The organism is Streptomyces sp. NPDC054841, from assembly GCF_053611045.1.
Genome location: NZ_JBSGZO010000037.1, coordinates 17,244 through 37,642, shown reverse-complemented (window position 1 = coordinate 37,642; position 20,399 = coordinate 17,244). Strand labels below are relative to the sequence as shown.

11 protein-coding genes are annotated in these 20,399 nt (G+C 70.3%); 8 read left to right on the top strand and 3 right to left on the bottom strand.

The window, feature by feature from the left end:
- The 4 genes from ACWGI8_RS08360 to ACWGI8_RS08345 all read left to right on the top strand — a co-directional run.
- Positions 1 to 485, top strand: a 485-nt coding sequence (locus tag ACWGI8_RS08360; protein WP_453659331.1) for a hypothetical protein, incomplete at its 5' end; no start/stop codon positions are given.
- On the top strand, positions 478 to 1,044 hold the full coding sequence (locus ACWGI8_RS08355) for a hypothetical protein (protein ID WP_453659330.1): 567 nt from the start codon (positions 478 to 480) through the stop codon (positions 1,042 to 1,044). The genes ACWGI8_RS08360 and ACWGI8_RS08355, both read left to right, overlap by 8 nt.
- Before the next feature lie 7 nt (positions 1,045 to 1,051).
- Positions 1,052 to 1,447 carry a PASTA domain-containing protein gene (locus ACWGI8_RS08350; protein WP_453659329.1) on the top strand — a complete coding sequence of 132 codons (396 nt, stop codon included), beginning with the start codon at positions 1,052 to 1,054 and terminating at the stop codon, positions 1,445 to 1,447.
- A gap of 15 nt (positions 1,448 to 1,462) precedes the next feature.
- On the top strand, positions 1,463 to 5,824 hold the full coding sequence (locus ACWGI8_RS08345; RefSeq protein WP_453659328.1) for an FAD-dependent oxidoreductase: 4,362 nt from the start codon (positions 1,463 to 1,465) through the stop codon (positions 5,822 to 5,824).
- Positions 5,825 to 5,848: 24 nt separating this feature from the next.
- Here ACWGI8_RS08345 and ACWGI8_RS08340 read toward each other — a convergent pair whose 3' ends face one another.
- Both ACWGI8_RS08340 and glgP read right to left on the bottom strand, forming a co-directional pair.
- Complete coding sequence (locus ACWGI8_RS08340; protein ID WP_453659327.1) at positions 5,849 to 7,069, bottom strand: alginate lyase family protein; 1,221 nt, start codon at positions 7,067 to 7,069, stop codon at positions 5,849 to 5,851.
- Between the two features lie 117 nt (positions 7,070 to 7,186).
- On the bottom strand, positions 7,187 to 9,763 hold the full coding sequence (gene glgP / locus ACWGI8_RS08335; RefSeq protein ID WP_453659326.1) for an alpha-glucan family phosphorylase: 2,577 nt from the start codon (positions 9,761 to 9,763) through the stop codon (positions 7,187 to 7,189).
- A 561-nt stretch (positions 9,764 to 10,324) separates the two neighbouring features.
- Between glgP and ACWGI8_RS08330 the strand changes: the two genes are divergently transcribed.
- From ACWGI8_RS08330 to glgB, 4 genes are all read left to right on the top strand, one after another.
- Positions 10,325 to 12,310, top strand: a complete 1,986-nt coding sequence (locus ACWGI8_RS08330) for an alpha-1,4-glucan--maltose-1-phosphate maltosyltransferase (RefSeq protein WP_453659334.1) — start codon at positions 10,325 to 10,327, stop codon at positions 12,308 to 12,310.
- On the top strand, positions 12,307 to 14,139 hold the full coding sequence (gene treS / locus ACWGI8_RS08325; protein WP_453659325.1) for a maltose alpha-D-glucosyltransferase: 1,833 nt from the start codon (positions 12,307 to 12,309) through the stop codon (positions 14,137 to 14,139). Before ACWGI8_RS08330 ends, treS begins: the two co-directional genes overlap by 4 nt.
- A gap of 184 nt (positions 14,140 to 14,323) precedes the next feature.
- Complete coding sequence (locus ACWGI8_RS08320) at positions 14,324 to 15,778, top strand: maltokinase N-terminal cap-like domain-containing protein (RefSeq protein ID WP_453659324.1); 1,455 nt, start codon at positions 14,324 to 14,326, stop codon at positions 15,776 to 15,778.
- 54 nt (positions 15,779 to 15,832) lie between these two features.
- A complete protein-coding gene (glgB, locus tag ACWGI8_RS08315; protein ID WP_453659323.1) occupies positions 15,833 to 18,070 on the top strand; it encodes a 1,4-alpha-glucan branching enzyme in 2,238 nt (745 codons plus the stop codon).
- Here the strand turns inward: glgB and ACWGI8_RS08310 are convergent.
- The gene (locus tag ACWGI8_RS08310) at positions 18,027 to 20,237 is read right to left on the bottom strand and encodes a HelD family protein (protein ID WP_453659333.1); all 2,211 of its coding nucleotides are present in this window, start codon (positions 20,235 to 20,237) and stop codon (positions 18,027 to 18,029) included. The two genes, glgB and ACWGI8_RS08310, sit on opposite strands and share 44 nt — an antisense overlap.
- Positions 20,238 to 20,399: the final 162 nt, after the last annotated feature.

Genomic DNA, 20,399 nt, shown 5'->3' with positions numbered 1-20,399 from the left:
TCCCCGGAGCGGCCACAGACACGGAAGGCCTGGCCGGCCTGGCCGGCCTGGCCGGATCCGACCAGCAGCTCGCCCAGTTGCTCAGCCGGCGCGAGGCGCAGCTGGAGCGCGACCTGGCCGAGGCCGAACAGGACGAACTACGGTCCGAGGGAGAGGCACGTCGGCTCTCCGGACACCGCGAGCCCGCCGACGCCGAGGACGTACGCCGTCGGCTCGCCGGGCTGGCGGCTCAGCTGGACGCGGCGCACGGTCTGCTCGACGACGTGGCCGCCGCGCTCGGCGCGTGCCCCGCGTGCTTCGGCGCGGACGAAACATGTTGGTGGTGCCGCGGGCGGGGCGCGCCCGGCTTCACCACGCCCGAGCCCGAACTCTTCGACCGGCTGGTCCGCCCAGCCGTCGTCATGCACGCCCGCATGCACCGGCGGGACCGTTCGACCGTCACCACCGACCCACCGTCGATGCGCGAAGGGACAACCCATGACTGAGTACGACGAAATCGGCACGCTGCTGGACGGCGCCGAGTACGAGGACTTCGAGGAACGCACACCGTACCGCCGTCAGACGGTGCGCACACCGAGCCGCCGCAGCAGCTTCGCCCCGAGACATACGCCCGTGCCGGCCAGCCAGGGCCAGGTGCAGTCCACCGCTCGCAACCTGGACAGCAAGATCGAGACCCTGGCCGCCGCGGTCAAGTCGCTGGAGTCGCGGACCAACACGCTCGCCACCGACCAGGCCAAGCTCGCCACCACACTCCGCAAGGAGTCCGGCGAGCAGAAGAAGGGCTCCGACGTGATCCGGGCCGACCTGCAGCAGACGAAAATGCTCGCCCTGCTGCTGCCGATGCTCACTCAGGAGACCGTGGACGCCGACGCCGACGGCAAGTCGGTCAAGGTGGTCACCCAGTCGCAGAGCAAGATCGGCGACTTCCTGCCGTTCCTGCTGCTCATGCCGGGCTTGACCGGCGGCAACGAGTCGCACGGGAGCGGGCTCGGCGGCGACATGGTCACCAACCTGGTCCTGCTGTCCATGCTGACCAAGAAGTGAGGCGGAGATGGCTGCGTTGACATTCGGCAACGATGCCGGTCCGGACGGCGGCGTGGGCGTGCCCGATGTGGTGGGCAAGACCCGCGCGGAGGCCGAGAAGAAGCTCAGGGACTTCGGGCTGACGCCGCAGGTGCGGGAGATCGTCGCAGAGGGCAAAGCGGGCGACGTCTTCAGCCACGAACCGCCCGTCGGCGGTGTCCGGCCGAAGGGCTCGGTGGTGACTCTGCATGTGATCACCACGCCGCCCACCCCGAAACCCCTGCCTGATCTGGCGAAGAAGCTGGATGAACTGACCAAAGCGGTCGCCAAGCTGGAGGCCGAGACCTCCGCCAAGGCACGGTACGACGCCCTGGTCAAGAAGCTCGACCAGATCGCCGGCAAGGTGTCCGGCAAGACGCCGTGAGCGGAGGGGCCGCCCATGGATCCGGCGCTGCACGAGCTGTCCCGCCGCGGCGACCCCGATGACGAGGTCGGCGTCATCCTGCGGCTGCGCGACCCGGACCGGCCCCCGGCCACGGTGCGGGTCGTCAACACCTTCGGTGACATCGCCACCGTGCGGGTGCGCCGCCGGAACATCGCCGGTCTGTGGGCCGACCCGGCCACGGTGAGCGTCAAGGCCCCGCGTCTGTACACACCGGACGTCGAGCCGCCCTCGATCGACACCGAGGCAGCCGGGGGCGAGCCGTTCGTGGACCACGCACGACCGGACCTCGAAGAGACCGGTAGGGGCGTCGTCGTCGGCGTGGTCGACTGGGGCTTCGACTTCGCGCACCCCGACTTCCGCCGGCCCGACGGCCGCACCAGGCTGCTGGCCCTGTGGGACCAGCGCCCGGCGGACCCGGCGAGCCCCGGCCCGGCCACCCCCAACGGGGTAGGACGGCTGTTCACCGCCGCGCACATCGACGCCGCGCTCGCGCAGCCCGACCCGTACGGGGCGCTGGGCTACCACCCCGCCGACTTCGACTCCGGAACGGGCGCGCACGGCACCCACACGTTGAGCGTCGCCGCGGGCAACGGTCTGGCGGGCGGGCCGCCGGGCCTGGCGCCCGAGGCGGACCTTCTGGCGGTCAGCCTGAGCAGACGGCCCGGCAATGCGGTTGTTCCCCTCGGCAGTTCGGGTGATCTGCTGGACGCCTGCGCGATGATCTTCGACACCGCAGGGGACCGGTCCTGCGTGATCAATCTCAGTCTGGGCCGACAGGCCGGCGAACACACGGGGCGGCTGCTGCTGGAGCAGGCCCTGGACCATCTGGTCAGTACGGCGCCCGGCAGGGCCATCGTCCAGTCCTGCGGCAACTACTTCGAGCGCCGTGCCCACGCCGCCTGGAGGTTGCGCCCGGGAGAAGAACGGACCTTCCGGGTCGCGGTGGATCCGGCCGACCTCACCTCGAACGAGGTCGACATCTGGTATCCGGGCCGCGACCGGCTGACCGTCGAGGTGGTCAGCGCCGACGGAGCGCACCGGGCCGTGGTGCCGCTCGGCGACAACGGGGTGATCGGCATCAACGGGCGTGAGGTGGGCCGGATCTACCACCGGGCGCACGACCCCAACAACGGCGACCACCAGATCAGCCTGTTCCTCGACCCGGACCCCGCGGTCGACGGCTGGCACATCACGCTGCATGCGGACGACGTGGTGGATGGCCGGGTACACGCCTGGATCGAGCGGGATGCCGGGTGCCGGCGCTGCCAGACGCACTTCGACGACTCCGACGTGGACACCACCACCACGCTCGGCACCATCGTCAACGGGCTCCGTACCATCGCAGTTGGCGCGTATGAGGCGCACCGCCCGGACCGGCCGCCGGGATTGTTCTCCTCCTCCGGTCCGACCCGCGACGGGCGGCAGAAACCCGATCTTGTCGCTCCTGGCGTGCGCGTGCTCGGCGCCCGCTCACATCCCGACACAAGTGAGCGGGGACCGGCGTACGTTCGGATGTCCGGCACGAGCATGGCGGCGCCGGCGGTGACCGGCACGGTGGCACTGATGTTCCAGGCCGCCGGCCGGCCGCTGCCCATCGAAGAGACCCGCCGGGCGCTCCTGGCGAGCTGCGACCCGCCGATGCCGGGCGCCGACGCGCGCCGGCTGGGCAGCGGCTATCTGAGGGCGGACCGTGCGGTCGCCGCCGTGATGCCCGGCGGCCCGGCCGGCGACCGGAGCAGCCCACGTACGTACGGCGACGGCGACCCCGTTGCCGTGGACCGCCCCGGACTCGACGCGTGGGAGACACCTTCCGAGGCTTCGCTGCCCGGATACGTGGACCCGTGCGCGCTGTCCAATCTGCGGGTGGCGGTGGTCGGCGGCGGCTTGGCGGGGCTGATGGCCGCCTGGTCACTGGCCACCGGCGGGGCCCAGGTCACCGTGTTCGAGGCCACCGAGCGGCTGGGGGGCCGGGTGCGCACGGACCGGTCGCTCGTGCCGGGCAAGGTGGTCGAGGCGGGCGCCGAGTTGATCGGAGAGAACCATTGGGCGTGGATCGCCCTCGCCCGTGCCTTCAAACTGACGCTGACCAAGGTCACCACGAAGGACGAGTACAAGCGCAAGGGGCTCAAGGTCCGGTTGAGATTCGGTATGACCGATCTGACGGATGCCGAGCAGAAGCAGATCGAGTCCGACCTGAAACCGGTGCTTCGCAGGATCGGCGCGGAGGCGAGGGCGGTCGACGCGTTGCGTCCGTGGACCAGCAAGAACGCCGCCAAGCTGGACGCCATCTCGCTCGAGGACCGGTTGAACGACCCGGACATGTTCGGTCAGGCCTCCTCCCTGGCCCGGCACTACTTCGAGTTCATCACCGAGAACGACCAGTGCGTTGCACTGAACAAGCAGAGCTACCTCGGGTACCTGGCCGCGGTGAAGGCGCACTCGATGGCCGGCGACATGCTGGCCTACTGGAACCGCACCGAGACCGACCGCTGCGAGGGCGGCAACGACCAGCTCGCCACCGCGCTCGCGAGAACCCTGAAGGACGTCCGGCTCAACAGCCCGGTGACCGCGGTCGAGGTGCGGAAGAGCGGCGTGCGGGTGACGTACACCTCCGGTGGCTCCGGCGGGGCGGCCTCGACCGCTGATTTCGACTTCGCCATTCTTGCCGGCTCTCCGTTCGTATGGCCGACGGTCAGCGGTCCCACACCTTTCGTCCCGGCCGACTACATCATCCAGCACGGCCCGGCGGTCAAGTTCCTCAGCGCCTTCGACAGCGACTTCTGGACCGCGAAGGGACTGGCGCCGAGCGCGCTCTGGGACTGGCTGGGCAGCGTCTGGGAGGGCACCGACAAACAGCCGAAGCCGGCGAAGGGCTTCGACCTGTCCGTCTATTCGGGCGGATCGTTCGTCCTCAGCACACCGCTCTACAAGGACCGGATGGAGAAGCTCTACCCGGGCTACGCCGCCCATCTGAAGAAGTCGAAACTGGTCGACTGGCCGAACGAGCCGTTCGTCTGCACCGGTTACGCGGTGCCCGCCCCGGGCCAGGTCACCACCATCGCGAAGAACCTGAGCAGCGCCTACCAGGGCCGGTTGTTCTTCGCAGGCGAGCAGGCCTCGCCGGGGTTCTTCGGCTACATGGAGGGGGCACTGCAGTCCGGCGTACTGGCCTCCTTCCGCGTGGCCGCCGCATGGCGGGCGGTGTGCGGGCGGTCGGCCGTCACGCCGGAGGCGGTGGAGCAACTGGCCGAGTGGATCGGCGAGGAAGCGGCGCAGAGCGAGGCTGACATGCTTCGTCCCGGTGGCCCGCAGGACCTGTGGACGTCGGCACCGCGCGCCGAAACCACCGATGCGTACGAGGCGGAGGTGCCGGTGCCGCCGCCCGCTCCGACGGCGACCGACCCGGCGTACGGCACGGCGAGTTCCGTGCAGGGGCAGCCCGACGCGACTTACGCCGCCGCCGAGCAGTCTTCCGGAATCGTCGCCCCGCCTCCGCCGCGACGCCCTTCGTTCGTTGCCCCCGCCCCACCGGGCCCGGCGCTCCCCGGACCTCCGGTCCTGCGGACGTGCTGCATGCTGTCGCCCGGCTTCCTCACCGGCGCGAGCGCCCCCGGAGTGCACGGCTCCGGCAAGCCGGGCATCGTCTACACCGGCAGAGCCGGGTTCATCGACCTGGCCCACCTGTGGGACGTCTGCGACGGCACGGCATTCGCCTATCAGGAGATCCACCGGGCGAGCGGCACCGCCGGCACGAAGATCCGTACCGCCGAGGGCGAGGCCACGCTGACCAGCGCGGTGCCGCCGGCGGAGTGGATGGAGGTGGCCCGGTCGATCGCCTTCGACGACGCATTGGGACACGAGATCGCCACGTACCCCATGGGCGCAGGATCCTGCGGCCCCACCATTCCCGGTCTGCACAACTCGTCGTTCTCGCCCGAGGACCTGTGCTCCAACTTCCTCGGCACGGTGGTCGCCCGACGCGCGATCCTCGCCGGCGGGGCCTTCGTCCCGGAGGCCGAGCGACAGCTGACCGCACTGCTCGCCTCGCTGAACGCGCAGTCGGCCGCCGGAACGCGGGCGGCCTTTGCCCTGATCGCGCGTCGGTGGGTCGATCTGACGCTCGGGATCACGAATTCGTGCTACCTCAAGCGGCGCAACTTCACCTCGATGCCGTTCAAGACCGGTCACAGGAGCGACGCACCCACGCCCGGGTGGGTGGTCAAGCCGTTCGCGTTCACCGCCACGTACGACTACACGCACGTCACGGGCTTTTGCCGGGCCGACTTCGGCAGCCACATCGCCAGGATCAAGGCGGCGGCGCGGGCACAGTACGGCCCCGACTTCGCGTCCCCGTAGCGACCGGGCCCGCGCCTGAGCGTGTCAGTTCGGGTTCTGCGCGTGCGTCAGCGTCTCCCACGCCACGTAGTGGTTCTCGGTGCCCTGCGGCCGGTGGGACTCCGTGTACTGCTTGGTGTTGTTCATGGCGATGCCCATACGAGTGTTCAGCGCGTTGTAGCCGACCTCCGTCACGGGTCCGAGGCCCAGCTTCAGACTGCCGCCGCACAGCGACGACGGTACGGACGCGCCGTTCTCGTACTTCGTGTGGAAGCCGAGCATGTGCCGCAGCCGGTCCTTGATCTGGGGGAAGATGTCCTGGCCCTGGATGCGGCTGGTCTCCGCGACATGGGAGATGGACGCGACGCCGTAGCCGGTGTGGCCGAAGTCGCGGCAGGTCTCCTGGGCGAGCCCGTCCGAGAAGGCCGACTGGCCGTGCCAGTAGTCGATGAGCTCCGAGGTGGTGTCGATGGAGCTGCGCGGCGGGTACTTCGGCTGTGAGCCGTCGCTCGTCAGATAGACGTAGGCGGGGACGCGGCCGTTGTAGATGGACATCGCCTTGTCGTAGCTCGCCCTGTCCTCCAGATGGATGGCGATGCCCTGCGCCGCCTCCATCATGATCAGTTCCCAGTTGCCGTTGCTGTTCGGCTTCCCGTTGATGACCTCGGGGAGGTAGACGTCGCGCAGCATGGTCGCGAAGCGTCCCGCGTTCGGCCAGCTGCCGGTGTAGGTGTACTTGATGATCTCGGCGGCCCGGGGCCAGACCGAGCCGGCCCAGCCGGACTGGAGCGGGGCGTTGCTGTTGGTGTGGTCCTTGATGACTCCGGACCAGGCGTCCATCAGCTCGATGGCCTTCTTCGCGTGGCGGTCGTCGCGTGTGATGTACCAGGCCAGGGCCTGGCTGTAAGCGGCGATCGCGTCCTCGCGCTCGTCGGAGCAGCCGTAGTCGGGATTGGAGTACGAGCCGCATTCGACGACCGCGCGCGGCTTGGGGGTGCGGGTGAGCGAGCCGTACTTGCTGCCGAGCATCTGGTCGTACGCGACCTTCCAGGGCTGCGCGCCGGCCTGCACCTTTCCGCGGACGAAGTCGAGCTGGGGCTTGCTGACGAGCACGCCGGGGTGGGTGAACCGAGCAGGTGCGGCGGCCTGTACGGGGGCGGGTGCGGCGGCCGCTCCAGGCCCTGCGGCGGCAGTGGGGGCCATGAGGAGGGCGGCGGAGAGGGTGAGGCCGAAGCCCAGGAGAGCGACGCCGGTTCTCTTGCGCATGACGGGAGCCTTCCGTTCATCCACATAGACAGTGGGCGGGGGTATGAACGTGACACTGGCCGTGGAACCTAAGGCCATTCCGTGTACACGTCAATCCCCGCCCACTGGGCGCCGGGGTCAGCGCATCAGCACTCCCGCCCCTTCACCCGTCGCCTCCGTAGGCAGCGCGACCAGCCCCAGGTCGGCGCCGGAGGCGAGCAGCCGATGGGTGGGCAGCACACGCACCGTGTAGCCGAACGGACCGGTGCGGTCGAGCGCGAGCGGGCCCTCGTACACCCGGCGGCCCGCCGCGTCGGGGCCGCCGCCCACCGGTTTCAGCGGAAAGGTCTGGGCATCGGCGATCGCGTCGTCGGCGTCGACCCGGCCCGCCACCGCCTGCACCTCCACGTCCTCCGGCTGGAGTTCGCCGAGGGCCACGCACACGCGCAGGGCGAGCGTGGAGCCCAGTTCCACCGTGCCCAGGGCCGTACCCGCCTCGACATGGCCGACCGAGACACCGGGCCAGGCCGCGCGCACCCGGGACTTCCACGCCGCCAGCTCCGTGGCGGCGTCCGCGTCCAGAGCGAGGGATCGGTGGGCGCGGGCGGCGGGTGCGTACAGCCGGTCCACGTACTCGCGCACCATGCGGTCCGCCAGGACCTTCGGGCCGAGCGTGGTGAGCGTGCGGCGGACCATCTCGACCCAGCGGCCCGGCAGTCCGTCACCGTCCCGGTCGTAGAAGAGCGGTGCGATGCGCTCCTCGATCAGCCCGTACAGGGCGGCGGCCTCCAGATCGTCGCGGCGTTCGTCGTCGTGGGCGGCACTACCGTCGGCGGTGGGGACTGCCCAGCCGAAGTCGGGTTCGTACCACTCGTCCCACCAGCCGTCGAGCACCGAGAGGTTGAGGCAGCCGTTGAGGGCGGCCTTCATTCCGCTCGTGCCGCACGCCTCCAGCGGCCGCAGCGGGTTGTTGAGCCAGACGTCGCAGCCCGGGTAGAGCTTCCGCGCCATCGCCATGCCGTAGTCCGGCAGGAAGACGATCCGATGACGCACCCGCGGGTCGTCCGCGAACCGCACCAGCTCCTGGATCAGCCGCTTGCCGCCGTCGTCCGCCGGATGGGCCTTGCCCGCGACGACGATCTGCACCGGCCGGGTCGGGTGCAGCAGCAGTTCCATCAGCCGGTCGCGGTCGCGCAGCATCAGCGTGAGCCGCTTGTACGCGGGGACGCGGCGGGCGAAGCCGATGGTGAGGACGTCGGGGTCCAGCACCCCGTCGATCCAGCCCAGCTCCGCGGTGTCCGCGCCGCGCTGGCGCCAGGACGCGTGCAGCCGTCGGCGTACTTCCCCCACGAGCTGTTCGCGCAGCACCCGGCGCAGCTCCCAGAGATCGGCGCCCGGAGTGTGGACGACGGTGTCCCCGAGACACAGCACCTCGGGCGCCACCCACGTCGGGGCGTGCACACCGTTGGTGATGGAGGTGATGGGCACCTCCGACGGGTCGAAGCCCGACCACAGGCCGGCGAACATGCCGCGGCTGACGGCGCCGTGCAGCGTCGAGACACCGTTGGCGCGCTGGGCGAGCCTCAGCCCCATCACCGCCATGTTGAACAGGTTGGGCTCGCCGCCCGGGTAGCTCTCCATGCCGAGCCGCAGCACCCGACCGGGGTCGACACCCGGCAGCTCGCCGTCGTCGCCGAAGTGGCGGGCGACCAGCTCGCGGTCGAACCGGTCGATCCCCGCCGGAACGGGCGTGTGCGTGGTGAACACCGTCCCCGCCCTGACCGCTTCGAGCGCGGCGTCGAAGTCCAGACCGAACGGCATGAGTTCACGGATCCGTTCGAGACCCTGGAATCCGGCGTGGCCCTCGTTGGTGTGGAAGATCTCGGGCTCGGGATGGCCGCTGATCCGGCAGTACGTTCGAACCGCACGCACCCCGCCGATCCCGAGCAGCATCTCCTGCAGCAGCCGGTGCTCGCTGCCCCCGCCGTACAGCCGGTCGGTGACGTCCCGCTCCCCCGGCGCGTTCTCCTCGACGTCCGAGTCGAGCAGCAGCAGCGGTACGCGGCCGACCTGGGCGTGCCAGACGCGGGCGCGCAGCGACCGGCCGCCGGGCAGGGCGAGGGCGATCACGGCGGGGGTGCCGTCGGGCTCCCGGAGCAGGGTCAGCGGCAGCTCGTCGGGGTCGAGGACCGGATAGTGCTCCTGCTGCCAGCCGTCGCGTGACAGGGACTGGCGGAAGTATCCGTGCCGGTAGAGGAGCCCGACACCGATCAGGGGGACGCCGAGGTCACTGGCGGCCTTGAGGTGGTCACCGGCGAGTATCCCGAGGCCGCCCGAGTACTGCGGCAGCGCGGCGGTGATCCCGAATTCGGGCGAGAAGTAGGCGACGGCGGCGGGCAGCGGTTCCCCGTCGCCGGACTGTTCCTGGTACCAGCGGCGCCCGCCCAGGTAGTCGTCGAGATCGCGGGCGGTTTCCGAGACCCGGAACAGGAAGTCCGGGTCGGTGGCGAGCGCCGCGAGCCGTCCCGCGGACACGGAGCCGAGCAGCCGCACCGGGTCGCCGGCCGCCACCCGCCACCCGGCGGGGTCGACGGCGCGGAACAGCTCCCGGGTCTGCGGATGCCAGGACCAGCGCAGATTGCGGGCCAGGTCGCTGAGCGGAGCGAGGGGTTCGGGGAGGACGGGGCGGACGGTGAATCGACGAATGGCCTTCACGGGTCCCACCTTCGAAGCGGAGGTTCATCCGGGGACGCACAACGGTGTGCGCCCGCCCAACCCTTCGACCGTAACGGTGTCGCCCCGTCCCCAACCACGGCGCGAGGAGGGCGCATCGGACCGTGCCTCCTTCGGCCGATGCCCGGCCGCGTCGCCCGGCCCCGGCGAAGACACTTCCGGGCGCCCCGCAACCTTGCCTCGCCGCCTACGCCCTAGCAGTGCCCCACCCCCCGGGGGGACGACCCCCGGACCCCCGGCAAGAACACTTCCGGCCGCCCCGTAATCAGTTCCGGGCGCCCCGCAACCTTGCCTCGCCGCCTACGCCCTAGTAGTTAACGAACCACCGGATTGCGGACCCGAAGTGCGTGGGAAGGCTCCCCCGGTACGCACCGGAGCGCGCTCGCGACCCTTCCATTCGAGTGAACGCGGACAGGAGCGGCCATGCCCGCAGCCCGCCAGTCGTCGACGGAGCAGTTACAAAGAACTCCCACACCCCGCGCAGCGGACCCGCCCGCTCGCCCCGCCATGCCCGCACAGCCCCCAGGTGATGCCGTGAACCCGCTGATTGGCCGCATTCCCGTCCTGGACGTACGCCCGCTCGTCGACTGCGGCAGAAGGCCCGCGAAAGCCGTGGCCGGCGAGACCTTCCAGATCAGCGCGACGGTTTTCCGCGAAGGCCATGACGCGGTCGCCGCCAATGTCGTCCTGCGCGACCCCGGCGGCCGGCAGGGCCCCTGGACACCGATGCGTGAACTCGCGCCCGGCACCGACCGCTGGGGCGCCGACGTGACCCCGGACGCCGAGGGGCAGTGGACCTACTTCGTCGAGGCCTGGAGCGACCCGGTGGCGACCTGGCGCCACCACGCCGGGATCAAGATCCCGGCCGGGATCGACACCGCGCCGGTGCTCGCCGAGGGCGCCGAGCTGTACGAGCGCGCCGCCGCGGGCGTACCGAAGAAGGACGGCCGGGAGGCGGTGCTCGCCGCGGCGGACGCGCTGCGCGACGAGAGCCGCTCCGCCGGGGCGCGGCTGGCCGCGGCGCTCGACCCGGCGGCGGTGGCCGCGCTCTCCCGTCATCCGCTGCGCGAACTGGTCACCGCCTCGCCCGCGTTGCCGCTCCAGGTGGAGCGCACCCGTGCGCTGTTCGGCTCCTGGTACGAGTTCTTCCCGCGCTCCGAGGGCGCCACGGTCAAACGCGGCAAGCCGGTCTCCGGGACCTTCAGGACCGCGGCGCAGCGGCTGCCCGCCATCGCCGCGATGGGCTTCGACGTGGTCTACCTGCCGCCGATCCACCCCATCGGCACCACCTTCCGCAAGGGCCCCAACAACGCGCTCAAGGCGGGCCGGCACGACGTCGGCGTGCCCTGGGCGATCGGTTCGCCCGAGGGCGGCCATGACGCGGTCCACCCGGACCTCGGCACCCTGGAGGACTTCGACGAGTTCGTCCGCTGCGCCCGCGATCTGCGGATGGAGGTCGCCCTCGACTTCGCGCTGCAGTGCTCCCCGGACCACCCGTGGGTGGAGAAGCACCCCGAGTGGTTCCGCCATCGCGCCGACGGCACCATCGCCTACGCCGAGAACCCGCCGAAGAAATACCAGGACATCTATCCGATCGCCTTCGACCAGGACATGAAGGGGCTGGTCAAGGAGGCCCTGCGGGTGCTGCGTCACTGGATGGAGCACGGTGTGCGGATCTTCCGCGTCGACAATCCGCACACCAAACCGGTGGTCTTCTGGGAACAGGTCATCGGTGAGATCAACCGCACCGACCCCGACGTGATCTTCCTGGCCGAGGCCTTCACCCGCCCCGCGATGATGCACACGCTCGCCGCGGTCGGCTTCCAGCAGTCGTACACGTACTTCACCTGGCGCAACACCAAGCAGGAGCTGACCGAGTATCTGACCGAGCTGTCCGGCGAGGCCGCCGCGTACATGCGGCCCAACCTGTTCGTGAACACCCCGGACATCCTGCACGCCTGTCTCCAGGACGGCGGGCGCCCGGCCTTCGAGGCGCGTGCGGTGCTCGCCGCGACGCTCTCCCCCACCTGGGGCATGTACGCCGGGTACGAGCTGTGCGAGAACACCCCGCTGCGGCCGGGCAGCGAGGAGTACCTGGACTCCGAGAAGTACCAACTGCGGCCTCGGGACTGGGAGTCGGCGGAGCTGGAGGGGCGCAGCATCGCCCCCCTCATCACCGCACTCAACCGGGTGCGCCGCCGCCATCCGGCCCTGCAGCAGCTGCGGAATCTCCACTTCCACCACGCCGACAACGACGCGGTCATCGTTTACAGCAAGCGATCCGGTTCGAACATCGTTCTGGTGGTCGTCAATCTCGACCCCCACCACACCCAGGAGGCGACGGTCTCGTTTGACATGCCGGAGCTCGGCCTCGACTGGCACGAGACCGTACCGGTGCGCGACGAGCTCACCGGCGAGACCTATCACTGGGGCAGGGCTGCCTATGTGCGCCTCGAGCCGGGCGTCATGCCTGCGCACATCGTGGTCCTGCGACCGTCCCCGCCGATCGGAGGGTCACCCACATCATGATCGTCAACGAGCCCGTCCACGACACCTTCGAGGACACGCCCGCCAAGGACCGTGATCCCGACTGGTTCAAGCGCGCCGTCTTCTACGAAGTGCTCGTACGGTCCTTCCAGGACAGCAACGGCGACGGAGTCGGCGACCTCAAGGGCATCACCGCCAAACTCGACTATCTCCAGTGGCTGGGCGTCGACTGTCTGTGGCTGCCGCCGTTCTTCAAGTCCCCGCTGCGCGACGGTGGTTATGACGTTGCGGACTACACGTCCGTACTGCCCGAGTTCGGCGACCTCGCCGATTTCGTCGAGTTCGTCGACGCCGCCCACCAGCGCGGCATGCGGGTGATCATCGACTTCGTCATGAACCACACCAGCGACCAGCACCCGTGGTTCCAGGAGTCCCGCAAGGATCCGAAGGGACCGTACGGGGACTACTACGTCTGGGCCGACAACGACAAGCAGTACCAGGACGCGCGGATCATCTTCGTCGACACGGAGACCTCCAACTGGACCTTCGACCCGGTCCGCAAGCAGTACTACTGGCACCGCTTCTTCTCGCACCAGCCGGATCTCAACTACGAGAACCCGGCGGTGCAGGAGGAGATCGTCTCCGCGCTGCGCTTCTGGCTGGACCTCGGCATCGACGGCTTCCGGCTGGACGCCGTGCCCTACCTCTACCAGGAGGAGGGCACCAACTGCGAAAACCTGTCGGCGACCCACGAGTTCCTCAAGCGGGTCCGCAAGGAGATCGACGCCCACTACCCCGACACGGTGCTGCTGGCCGAGGCCAATCAGTGGCCCGAGGACGTCGTGGACTACTTCGGCGACTTCACGGCGGGCGGCGACGAATGCCATATGGCGTTCCACTTCCCGGTGATGCCGCGCATCTTCATGGCGGTACGGCGGGAATCCCGCTACCCGGTCTCCGAAATCCTGGCCAAGACCCCGGAGATCCCGGAGAACTGCCAGTGGGGCATCTTCCTGCGCAACCACGACGAGCTGACCCTCGAAATGGTCACCGACGAGGAGCGCGACTACATGTACGCGGAGTACGCCAAGGATCCGCGGATGCGCGCCAACATCGGCATCCGGCGGCGACTCGCGCCGTTGCTCGACAACGACCGCAACCAGATCGAGCTGTTCACGGCGCTGCTGCTGTCGCTGCCCGGCTCGCCGATCCTGTACTACGGCGACGAGATCGGGATGGGCGACAACATCTGGCTGGGGGACCGGGACGCGGTACGCACGCCGATGCAGTGGACCCCGGACCGCAACGCCGGTTTCTCGTCGTGCGATCCCGGCCGGCTGTATCTGCCGACCATCATGGATCCGGTCTACGGCTACCAGGTCACCAATGTCGAGGCGTCGATGGCCTCTCCGTCGTCGCTGCTGCACTGGACCCGGCGGATGATCGAGATCCGTAAGCAGAACCGGGCGTTCGGGCTGGGCTCGTACACCGAACTGCCGTCGTCCAATCCGGCGGTGCTGGCGTTCCTGCGCGAGGCTCCCTCGACGGAGGACGGAATGGACGATCTGGTGCTGTGCGTGAACAACTTCTCGCGGTTCGCGCAGCCGACGGAGCTGGATCTGCGGAGCTTCAACGGCCGTCATCCGGTGGAACTGATCGGCGGGGTGCGGTTCCCGGCGATCGGTGAGTGGCCGTATCTGCTGACGCTGGCGGGGCACGGCTTCTACTGGTTCCGGCTGCGCAAGGAGGCCGTGCCGAAGGACGCCGTCCCGAAGGCCGCCTCGCCCAAGGACTCCGTACCGAACGCCGTCGTGGCGCAGAGCGTCGCGCCGGAGGAGTCCGTGCCGCGGTCCGCGCCCATGGGTGCGTGATTCCGGCACATGCCATGTCGCGTGCGGGGCGGTTGTCACCGGCCCGCACGGGGCACGCTCCCCCTCATATCGAGTCCGTACGGACCATCCTCACCCGACACGTCCCGCACAGCCGGACAGCTATTGCCGCAATCCGGGACACTCTTCGCATCCTGTGGTGTGCCCGGGGAAAGGACGCGATGCCATGTCGGAGGCTGCATCCACCCGGACCCCCGTCGCCCTGCTTCCTTCGCTCTCACCGCTGCTGCGCGAATGGCTGCCCCGGCAGCGGTGGTTCGCGGGCAAAGGACGCCCGGTCGCCGGCTTCTCCCTGGTCTCGGCGGCCGAGCTGCTGCCGGTCGACTCGGCCGGCCCCGGTCTGCTGCACATGCTCGTCCGCGTCCAGCAGCCGGGTCCGGCCTCCGGGAAGAGTTCCGGCGGGAAGGCCACGAACGGGAAGACTGCGGGCGGCAAGACGGCGGGTGGCAAGACCGCGACCGGAAGGCGGGACGCCGCGCACGGCGGGGACTGCTACCAGCTGCTGCTCGGTGTGCGGGCCGCGCTGCCGCCGTATCTCGCGTCCGCGATGATCGGCCGCGTACCGGACGGCCCGCTGGCCGGCCGGACCGTCTACGAAGGCCTGCACGATCCGCGGCTCGCCGCGCTGCTGCTGGAGCGGCTGCGCACCCCCGGGCGGTTCGGCCCGCTCCGCTTCGACCGTGCGGTGCCCGTGCTCGGCGGACTGCCGGCCCGCGTGCTGGACGCCGAACAGTCCAACTCCTCGCTCGTGTACGGGGATTCCTACATCCTGAAGATCTTCCGCCGGGTGTACCCGGGCATCAATCCCGATCTGGAGCTGCCGCTCGCGCTCGCCCGGGCGGGCTGCGACCGGGTGCCCGCGCCCGTCGCCTGGTTCGAGTCGGACATGCCCGAGCCCTGCACACTGGGGGTCCTCCAGCCGTATCTGCGGGGCTCGCAGGACGGCTGGCAGCTGGCACTGAAGGCGCTCGCCGCCGGACGTGACTTCACCGCCGAGGCGCAGGCACTGGGCAGGGCCACCGCCGAGGTGCACACCGCGCTCGCGGGCGCCCTGCCGACCGTGCCCCTCGGCCGTCCGCAGACCGAGCACCTCGCGACCGCCATGAACGAGCGGCTGGACGCCGCCGTGCGGGCCGTGCCCGCCCTGCTGCCGTACGTACGCGGGCTGCGCGCCGCCTTCGACGCGATCGCCGGAGCGGCCTTCGCCGAGGACGGGCGCGCACAGCGCATCCACGGCGATCTGCATCTCGGCCAGACGCTGCGCACCCCCGACGGAGGCTGGTCGGTCATCGACTTCGAGGGCGAGCCGGCCCGGCCGCTCGACGAGCGCCGCCGGGTACAGCCGCCCGTCCGTGACATCGCGGGGATACTGCGCTCCTTCGACTACGCGGCCCGCTCGCACCGCCCCTGGAACCCCGCGTGGGCGGCGCGATGCCGGGCGGCCTACTGCGAGGGGTACGCCGAGGCCTCGGGCACCGATCCGCGGACCGAGCCGGAGCTGCTGCGCGCCTACGAGACCGACAAGGCGGTGTACGAGGTCGTGTACGAGGCCCGGCACCGGCCGGACTGGCTGCCGGTCCCGATGTCGGCGATCAAGCGGCTTTCCGGTGCGGGCGGCTGACGCCCCGGACCCCCTACTGCCCATGCTCCCCAACACGCCAAGGAGGCCGCCCCCGTGACCCCCCGCAAGCCAGCCGCCCAGCCCCCCGCCCGCCATGGCGTACGCCCCGCGAAGCCGCTGTCCGACTCCGACCGGGAGCGGTTGCTCAGCGGCTCGCACCACGATCCGCACTCACTGCTCGGGGGGCATGTGGAGCGCGTCGGGGTGGTCTTCCGTGTGCTGCGCCCGTACGCGGAGTCGGTGACCGTGCTGGCCAAGGGGCTGCGCGCGGAGCTGCACGAGGAAGGCGACGGCTTCTTCTCGTGCGTGCTGCCTCTGCGCAAAGTGCCCGAGTACTCGCTGCAGGTGGTGTACGAGGACGCCACGATCGAGTTCGCGGACCCGTACCGCTTCCTGCCCGCGCTCGGCGAGCTCGATCTGCATCTGATCGGCGAGGGCAGGCACGAGGAGCTGTGGCAGGCCCTCGGCGCACAGCCCATGACACATCAGGGCGTCACCGGAACCCGCTTCACGGTCTGGGCACCCAATGCGCTCGGGGTCAGGGTCATCGGCGACTTCAACTACTGGGACGGCACGGCCTACCCGCTGCGGTCGCTCGGCTCGTCCGGGGTGTGGGAGCTGTTCGTGCCCGGCGTCGGCGAGGGTGCGCTCTACAAGCTCGAGATCACCCGCCCCGACGGCTCGCACACGGTGCGCGCCGACCCGATGGCCAGGCGCACCGAGGCGCCGCCCGCCAACGCGTCCATCGTCGAGGAGTCCCACCATGTGTGGCGGGACGAGGAGTGGATGGCACACCGCGGCGACCGGCCGGTGCACGAGGCTCCGTTCTCGGTCTACGAGGTGCACCTGCCCTCCTGGCGGCCGGGACTGACGTATCGCCAGCTGGCTGCCCAACTCCCCTCGTACGTCAAGGAGCTGGGCTTCACCCATATCGAGCTGATGCCGGTCGCCGAGCATCCTTTCGGCGGCTCGTGGGGCTATCAGGTCACGGGCTTCTACGCACCGACCGCCCGGATGGGCACTCCGGACGACTTCCGGTTCCTGATCGACGCGCTGCACCGGGCCGGTATCGGGGTCATCGTCGACTGGGTCCCGGCCCACTTCCCGAAGGACGACTGGGCGCTCGCGGAGTTCGACGGCCGTCCGCTGTACGAGCACTCGGATCCGGCCCGGGCGGCGCACCCGGACTGGGGCACGCTGGAGTTCGACTACGGCCGCAAGGAGGTCCGCAACTTCCTGGTCGCCAACGCCGTGTACTGGTGCGAGGAGTTCCATGTCGACGGGCTGCGGGTGGACGCGGTCGCCTCGATGCTCTACCTCGACTACTCGCGCGAGCACGGCGATTGGACCCCCAACGAGCACGGCGGCCGGGAGAACCTGGACGCCGTCGCATTCCTGCAGGAGATGAACGCCACCGTCTACCGCCGCTGCCCCGGCGTGATCACGATCGCCGAGGAGTCCACCGCCTGGGACGGGGTGACCCGGGCCACCCACCATGTCGGGCCCGGCGGCTTCGGCGGGCTCGGCTTCGGGCTGAAGTGGAACATGGGCTGGATGCACGACTCCCTCGGCTACGTCGAGCACGAGCCGGTGCACCGCAAGTTCCACCACAACGAGATGACCTTCTCGATGGTGTACGCGTACAGCGAGAACTACGTGCTGCCGATCTCGCACGACGAGGTCGTGCACGGCAAGCGGGCGCTGGTGTCGAAGATGCCCGGTGACTGGTGGCAGCAGCGCGCCAACCACCGGGCGTACCTCGGCTTCATGTGGGCGCACCCGGGCAAGCAGCTGCTGTTCATGGGGCAGGAGTTCGCCCAGGGCGCCGAGTGGTCGGAGGGCCACGGCCCGGACTGGTGGCTGCTCGACCCGTCGTACGCGGCGGAGCCGGACCACCGGGGCGTACGGGACCTGGTGCGTGAGCTGAACGCGGTGTACGCGGCGACACCGGCGCTGTGGCAGCAGGACACCGTCCCCGAGGGCTTCGCCTGGGTCGACGGCGGAGCCGCCGAGGACAATGTCTTCGCCTTCCTGCGCTTCGACGCGGACGGTGCGCCGCTGCTCGCGGTGTCGAACTTCTCACCGGTGGTCCGCCACGAGTACCGGCTGGGCGTGCCGCCGTCCGTGTCCGCCTGGGCGGAGGTGCTCAACACGGACGCGGCACGGTACGGCGGCGGTGACGTCCTCAACCCGGATCCGGTGAAGCCGGAGTCCGTCGCCGCCCACGGTCACGGCACGAGCGTCCAGCTCACTCTGCCGCCACTGGCGACGGTGTGGCTGAAGCCGGTGTGATGATCCCCAGCCGCTGGGTGGCCCGGGTCAGCGCCACATAGAGATCGTTGGCGGTCATCAGCGCGGGTGCGACGACGAGAACCGTGTCGAACTCAAGGCCCTTGGCCTGGCGCGGGTCGAGCAGGACGACGGGCCGGTGCAGGTCCAGCGGCCCGTCGTCGAGTCCGGTGAGTTCCGCGTGGAGCTCGCGCGGGGCGATGACGGCGAGCCTGCCCTCCGCCGGGGTCTCGGCCCCGGCGAGCCGGGCCACCTCGGCGAGCGGCAGGGTGCGCTCCCAGGGCCGCGCTCCGGTGGAGCGGATGGAGCGCGGGGGTTCGAAGGCGGGATCGGTGGCCCGGCGCCGCTCGGCCGCGTACTCCATGATCTCGGCGGGCGTACGGTAGTTGACCCCGAGCCGGGCCAGCTGCCAGCGGTCCTGGACGTACGGCGCGAGGATCTCCTGCCAGGAATCGCAGCCGGCCAGGTCGCCGGTCTGGGCCGGGTCGCCGACCAGGGTCATCGAGCGGGTCGGGCTGCGGCGCATCAGCAGCCGCCAGGCCATGGCCGACAGCTCCTGCGCCTCGTCGACGATGATGTGCCCGAACGCCCAGGTCCGGTCCGCGGCGGCACGCTCGGCGGCGCTGCGGTGGTCGGCCTCCTCCTGACGCTCGGCGAACCGTTCGGCGTCGATGATGTCGTGCGCGGCGAGGACCTCGGAGGCGTCCTCGTCGATGTCCTCCTTGTCCTCGAACTCGTAGGTACGGGAGGCGTACGAGACGTCGAGGACGCCCTGCGCGTAAGCGATCTGACGGGCCCGCTCGGCCTCGGCGGCGGCCCGGGCGGCGGAGTCGTCCTCGCCGAGGAGCTCGGCGGCCTCGTCGAGGAGGGGCACGTCGGCAGGTGTCCAGGCGGCCTTCTTCGTGCGCCGGATCAGCTCGGCGTCGTCCTCGGCCAGATGCGTGGGCTCCTCCAGATAACCGGCGAGGAACTCCTGCGGGGTGAGCGGGGGCCACAGGGTGGTGATGGCGGCGTGCACCTCCGCGCTCGCGGCGATGCCCTTGCCGAGCTGGGCGATGTCGTCGGGGCCGAGGAAGTTCGGGCCGCCGTAGGGGTCGGCGCCGATGCGGTCGGCGAGCTGCGTGGTGAGATCGTCGATGATCCGGAAGGCGAAGGTGGGCAGGGCGAGATTGTGCGGCAGCCCGGTCTCGCGGGCCTTGTGGCGCGCCTCGACCGCCATGCCCCAGTCGAGGATCAGCTCCCCGTCGTCGTGCGCGATGACGATCGGCTCGTCCTTCTCGGGCACCTGCTGCCGGTCCCGTACCGCCTCGGCCAGTACGCCGGCCATGTCCGCGCGGCCCTTGACGGCGGCGGCCGCGGGGCTGTCGGTGCCGGTGGCGTGCACGCCGGGGAACAGCTCGCCGACCGTCGACAGCAGCACGCCGGTCTCACCGAGCGAGGGCAGCACCTCGCCGATGTAGCCGAGGAAGGCCGGGTTGGGCCCGACGATCAGCACGGCCCGCTTGGCGAGCTGCTCCCGGTGCGCGTACAGCAGATACGCGGCCCGGTGCAGCGCGACCGCGGTCTTCCCGGTGCCCGGGCCGCCCTCGACGACGAGCACCCCGCGCTGCGGGGCGCGGATGATGTGGTCCTGCTCGGCCTGGATGGTCGAGACGATGTCGCCCATCCGGCCCGTGCGGGCGCTGTTCAGCGCGGCGAGCAGGACCTCGTCGGCGTCGTGCGACTCGTATCCGGTGCGGGTGGTGTCGGCGAGATCCATGATCTCGTCGTGCAGCGCGGTGACCGTGCGCCCCTGCGTGGTGATGTGCCTCCTGCGGCGCAGCTCCATCGGTTCATACCCGGTCGCGAGATAGAACGGCCGCGCGACGGGAGCCCGCCAGTCGATCAGCAACGGGGTCCGCTCGGCATCGTCCCACCGGATTCCGGTGCGACCGATGTGGTGCGTGACTCCGTCGCGTCTGTCGATCCGTCCGAAACACAGTCCGGTGTCGGCTGCATTCAGCGCGGCGAGCGACGCGGAGTGCTCGGCCACACCGACATCGCGCTCCACCCGCGCCTGTCGACCGGTGCTGACCTGCGCGATCGTGGCGCGCATCGCGGCTTCGGCCTCCGCCCTGAGCTGGTCGAGCCGCTCGTGGGCGAGGGAGACGAATTGTTGTTCCTGCCGCATTTCCTCGGTTGACAATTCAGCTCCTGACGCGATAGAGTACGTTTATTGAAGTTTTCGGTGCGCTTTAGCCCGTGCGAACACGGAACTATTCAATATACGCGAAGAAATGCCCCGGCCGTCAAATTCGGACCGGGGTTTTCTGTTTGCGGCGGTGCTCACGAC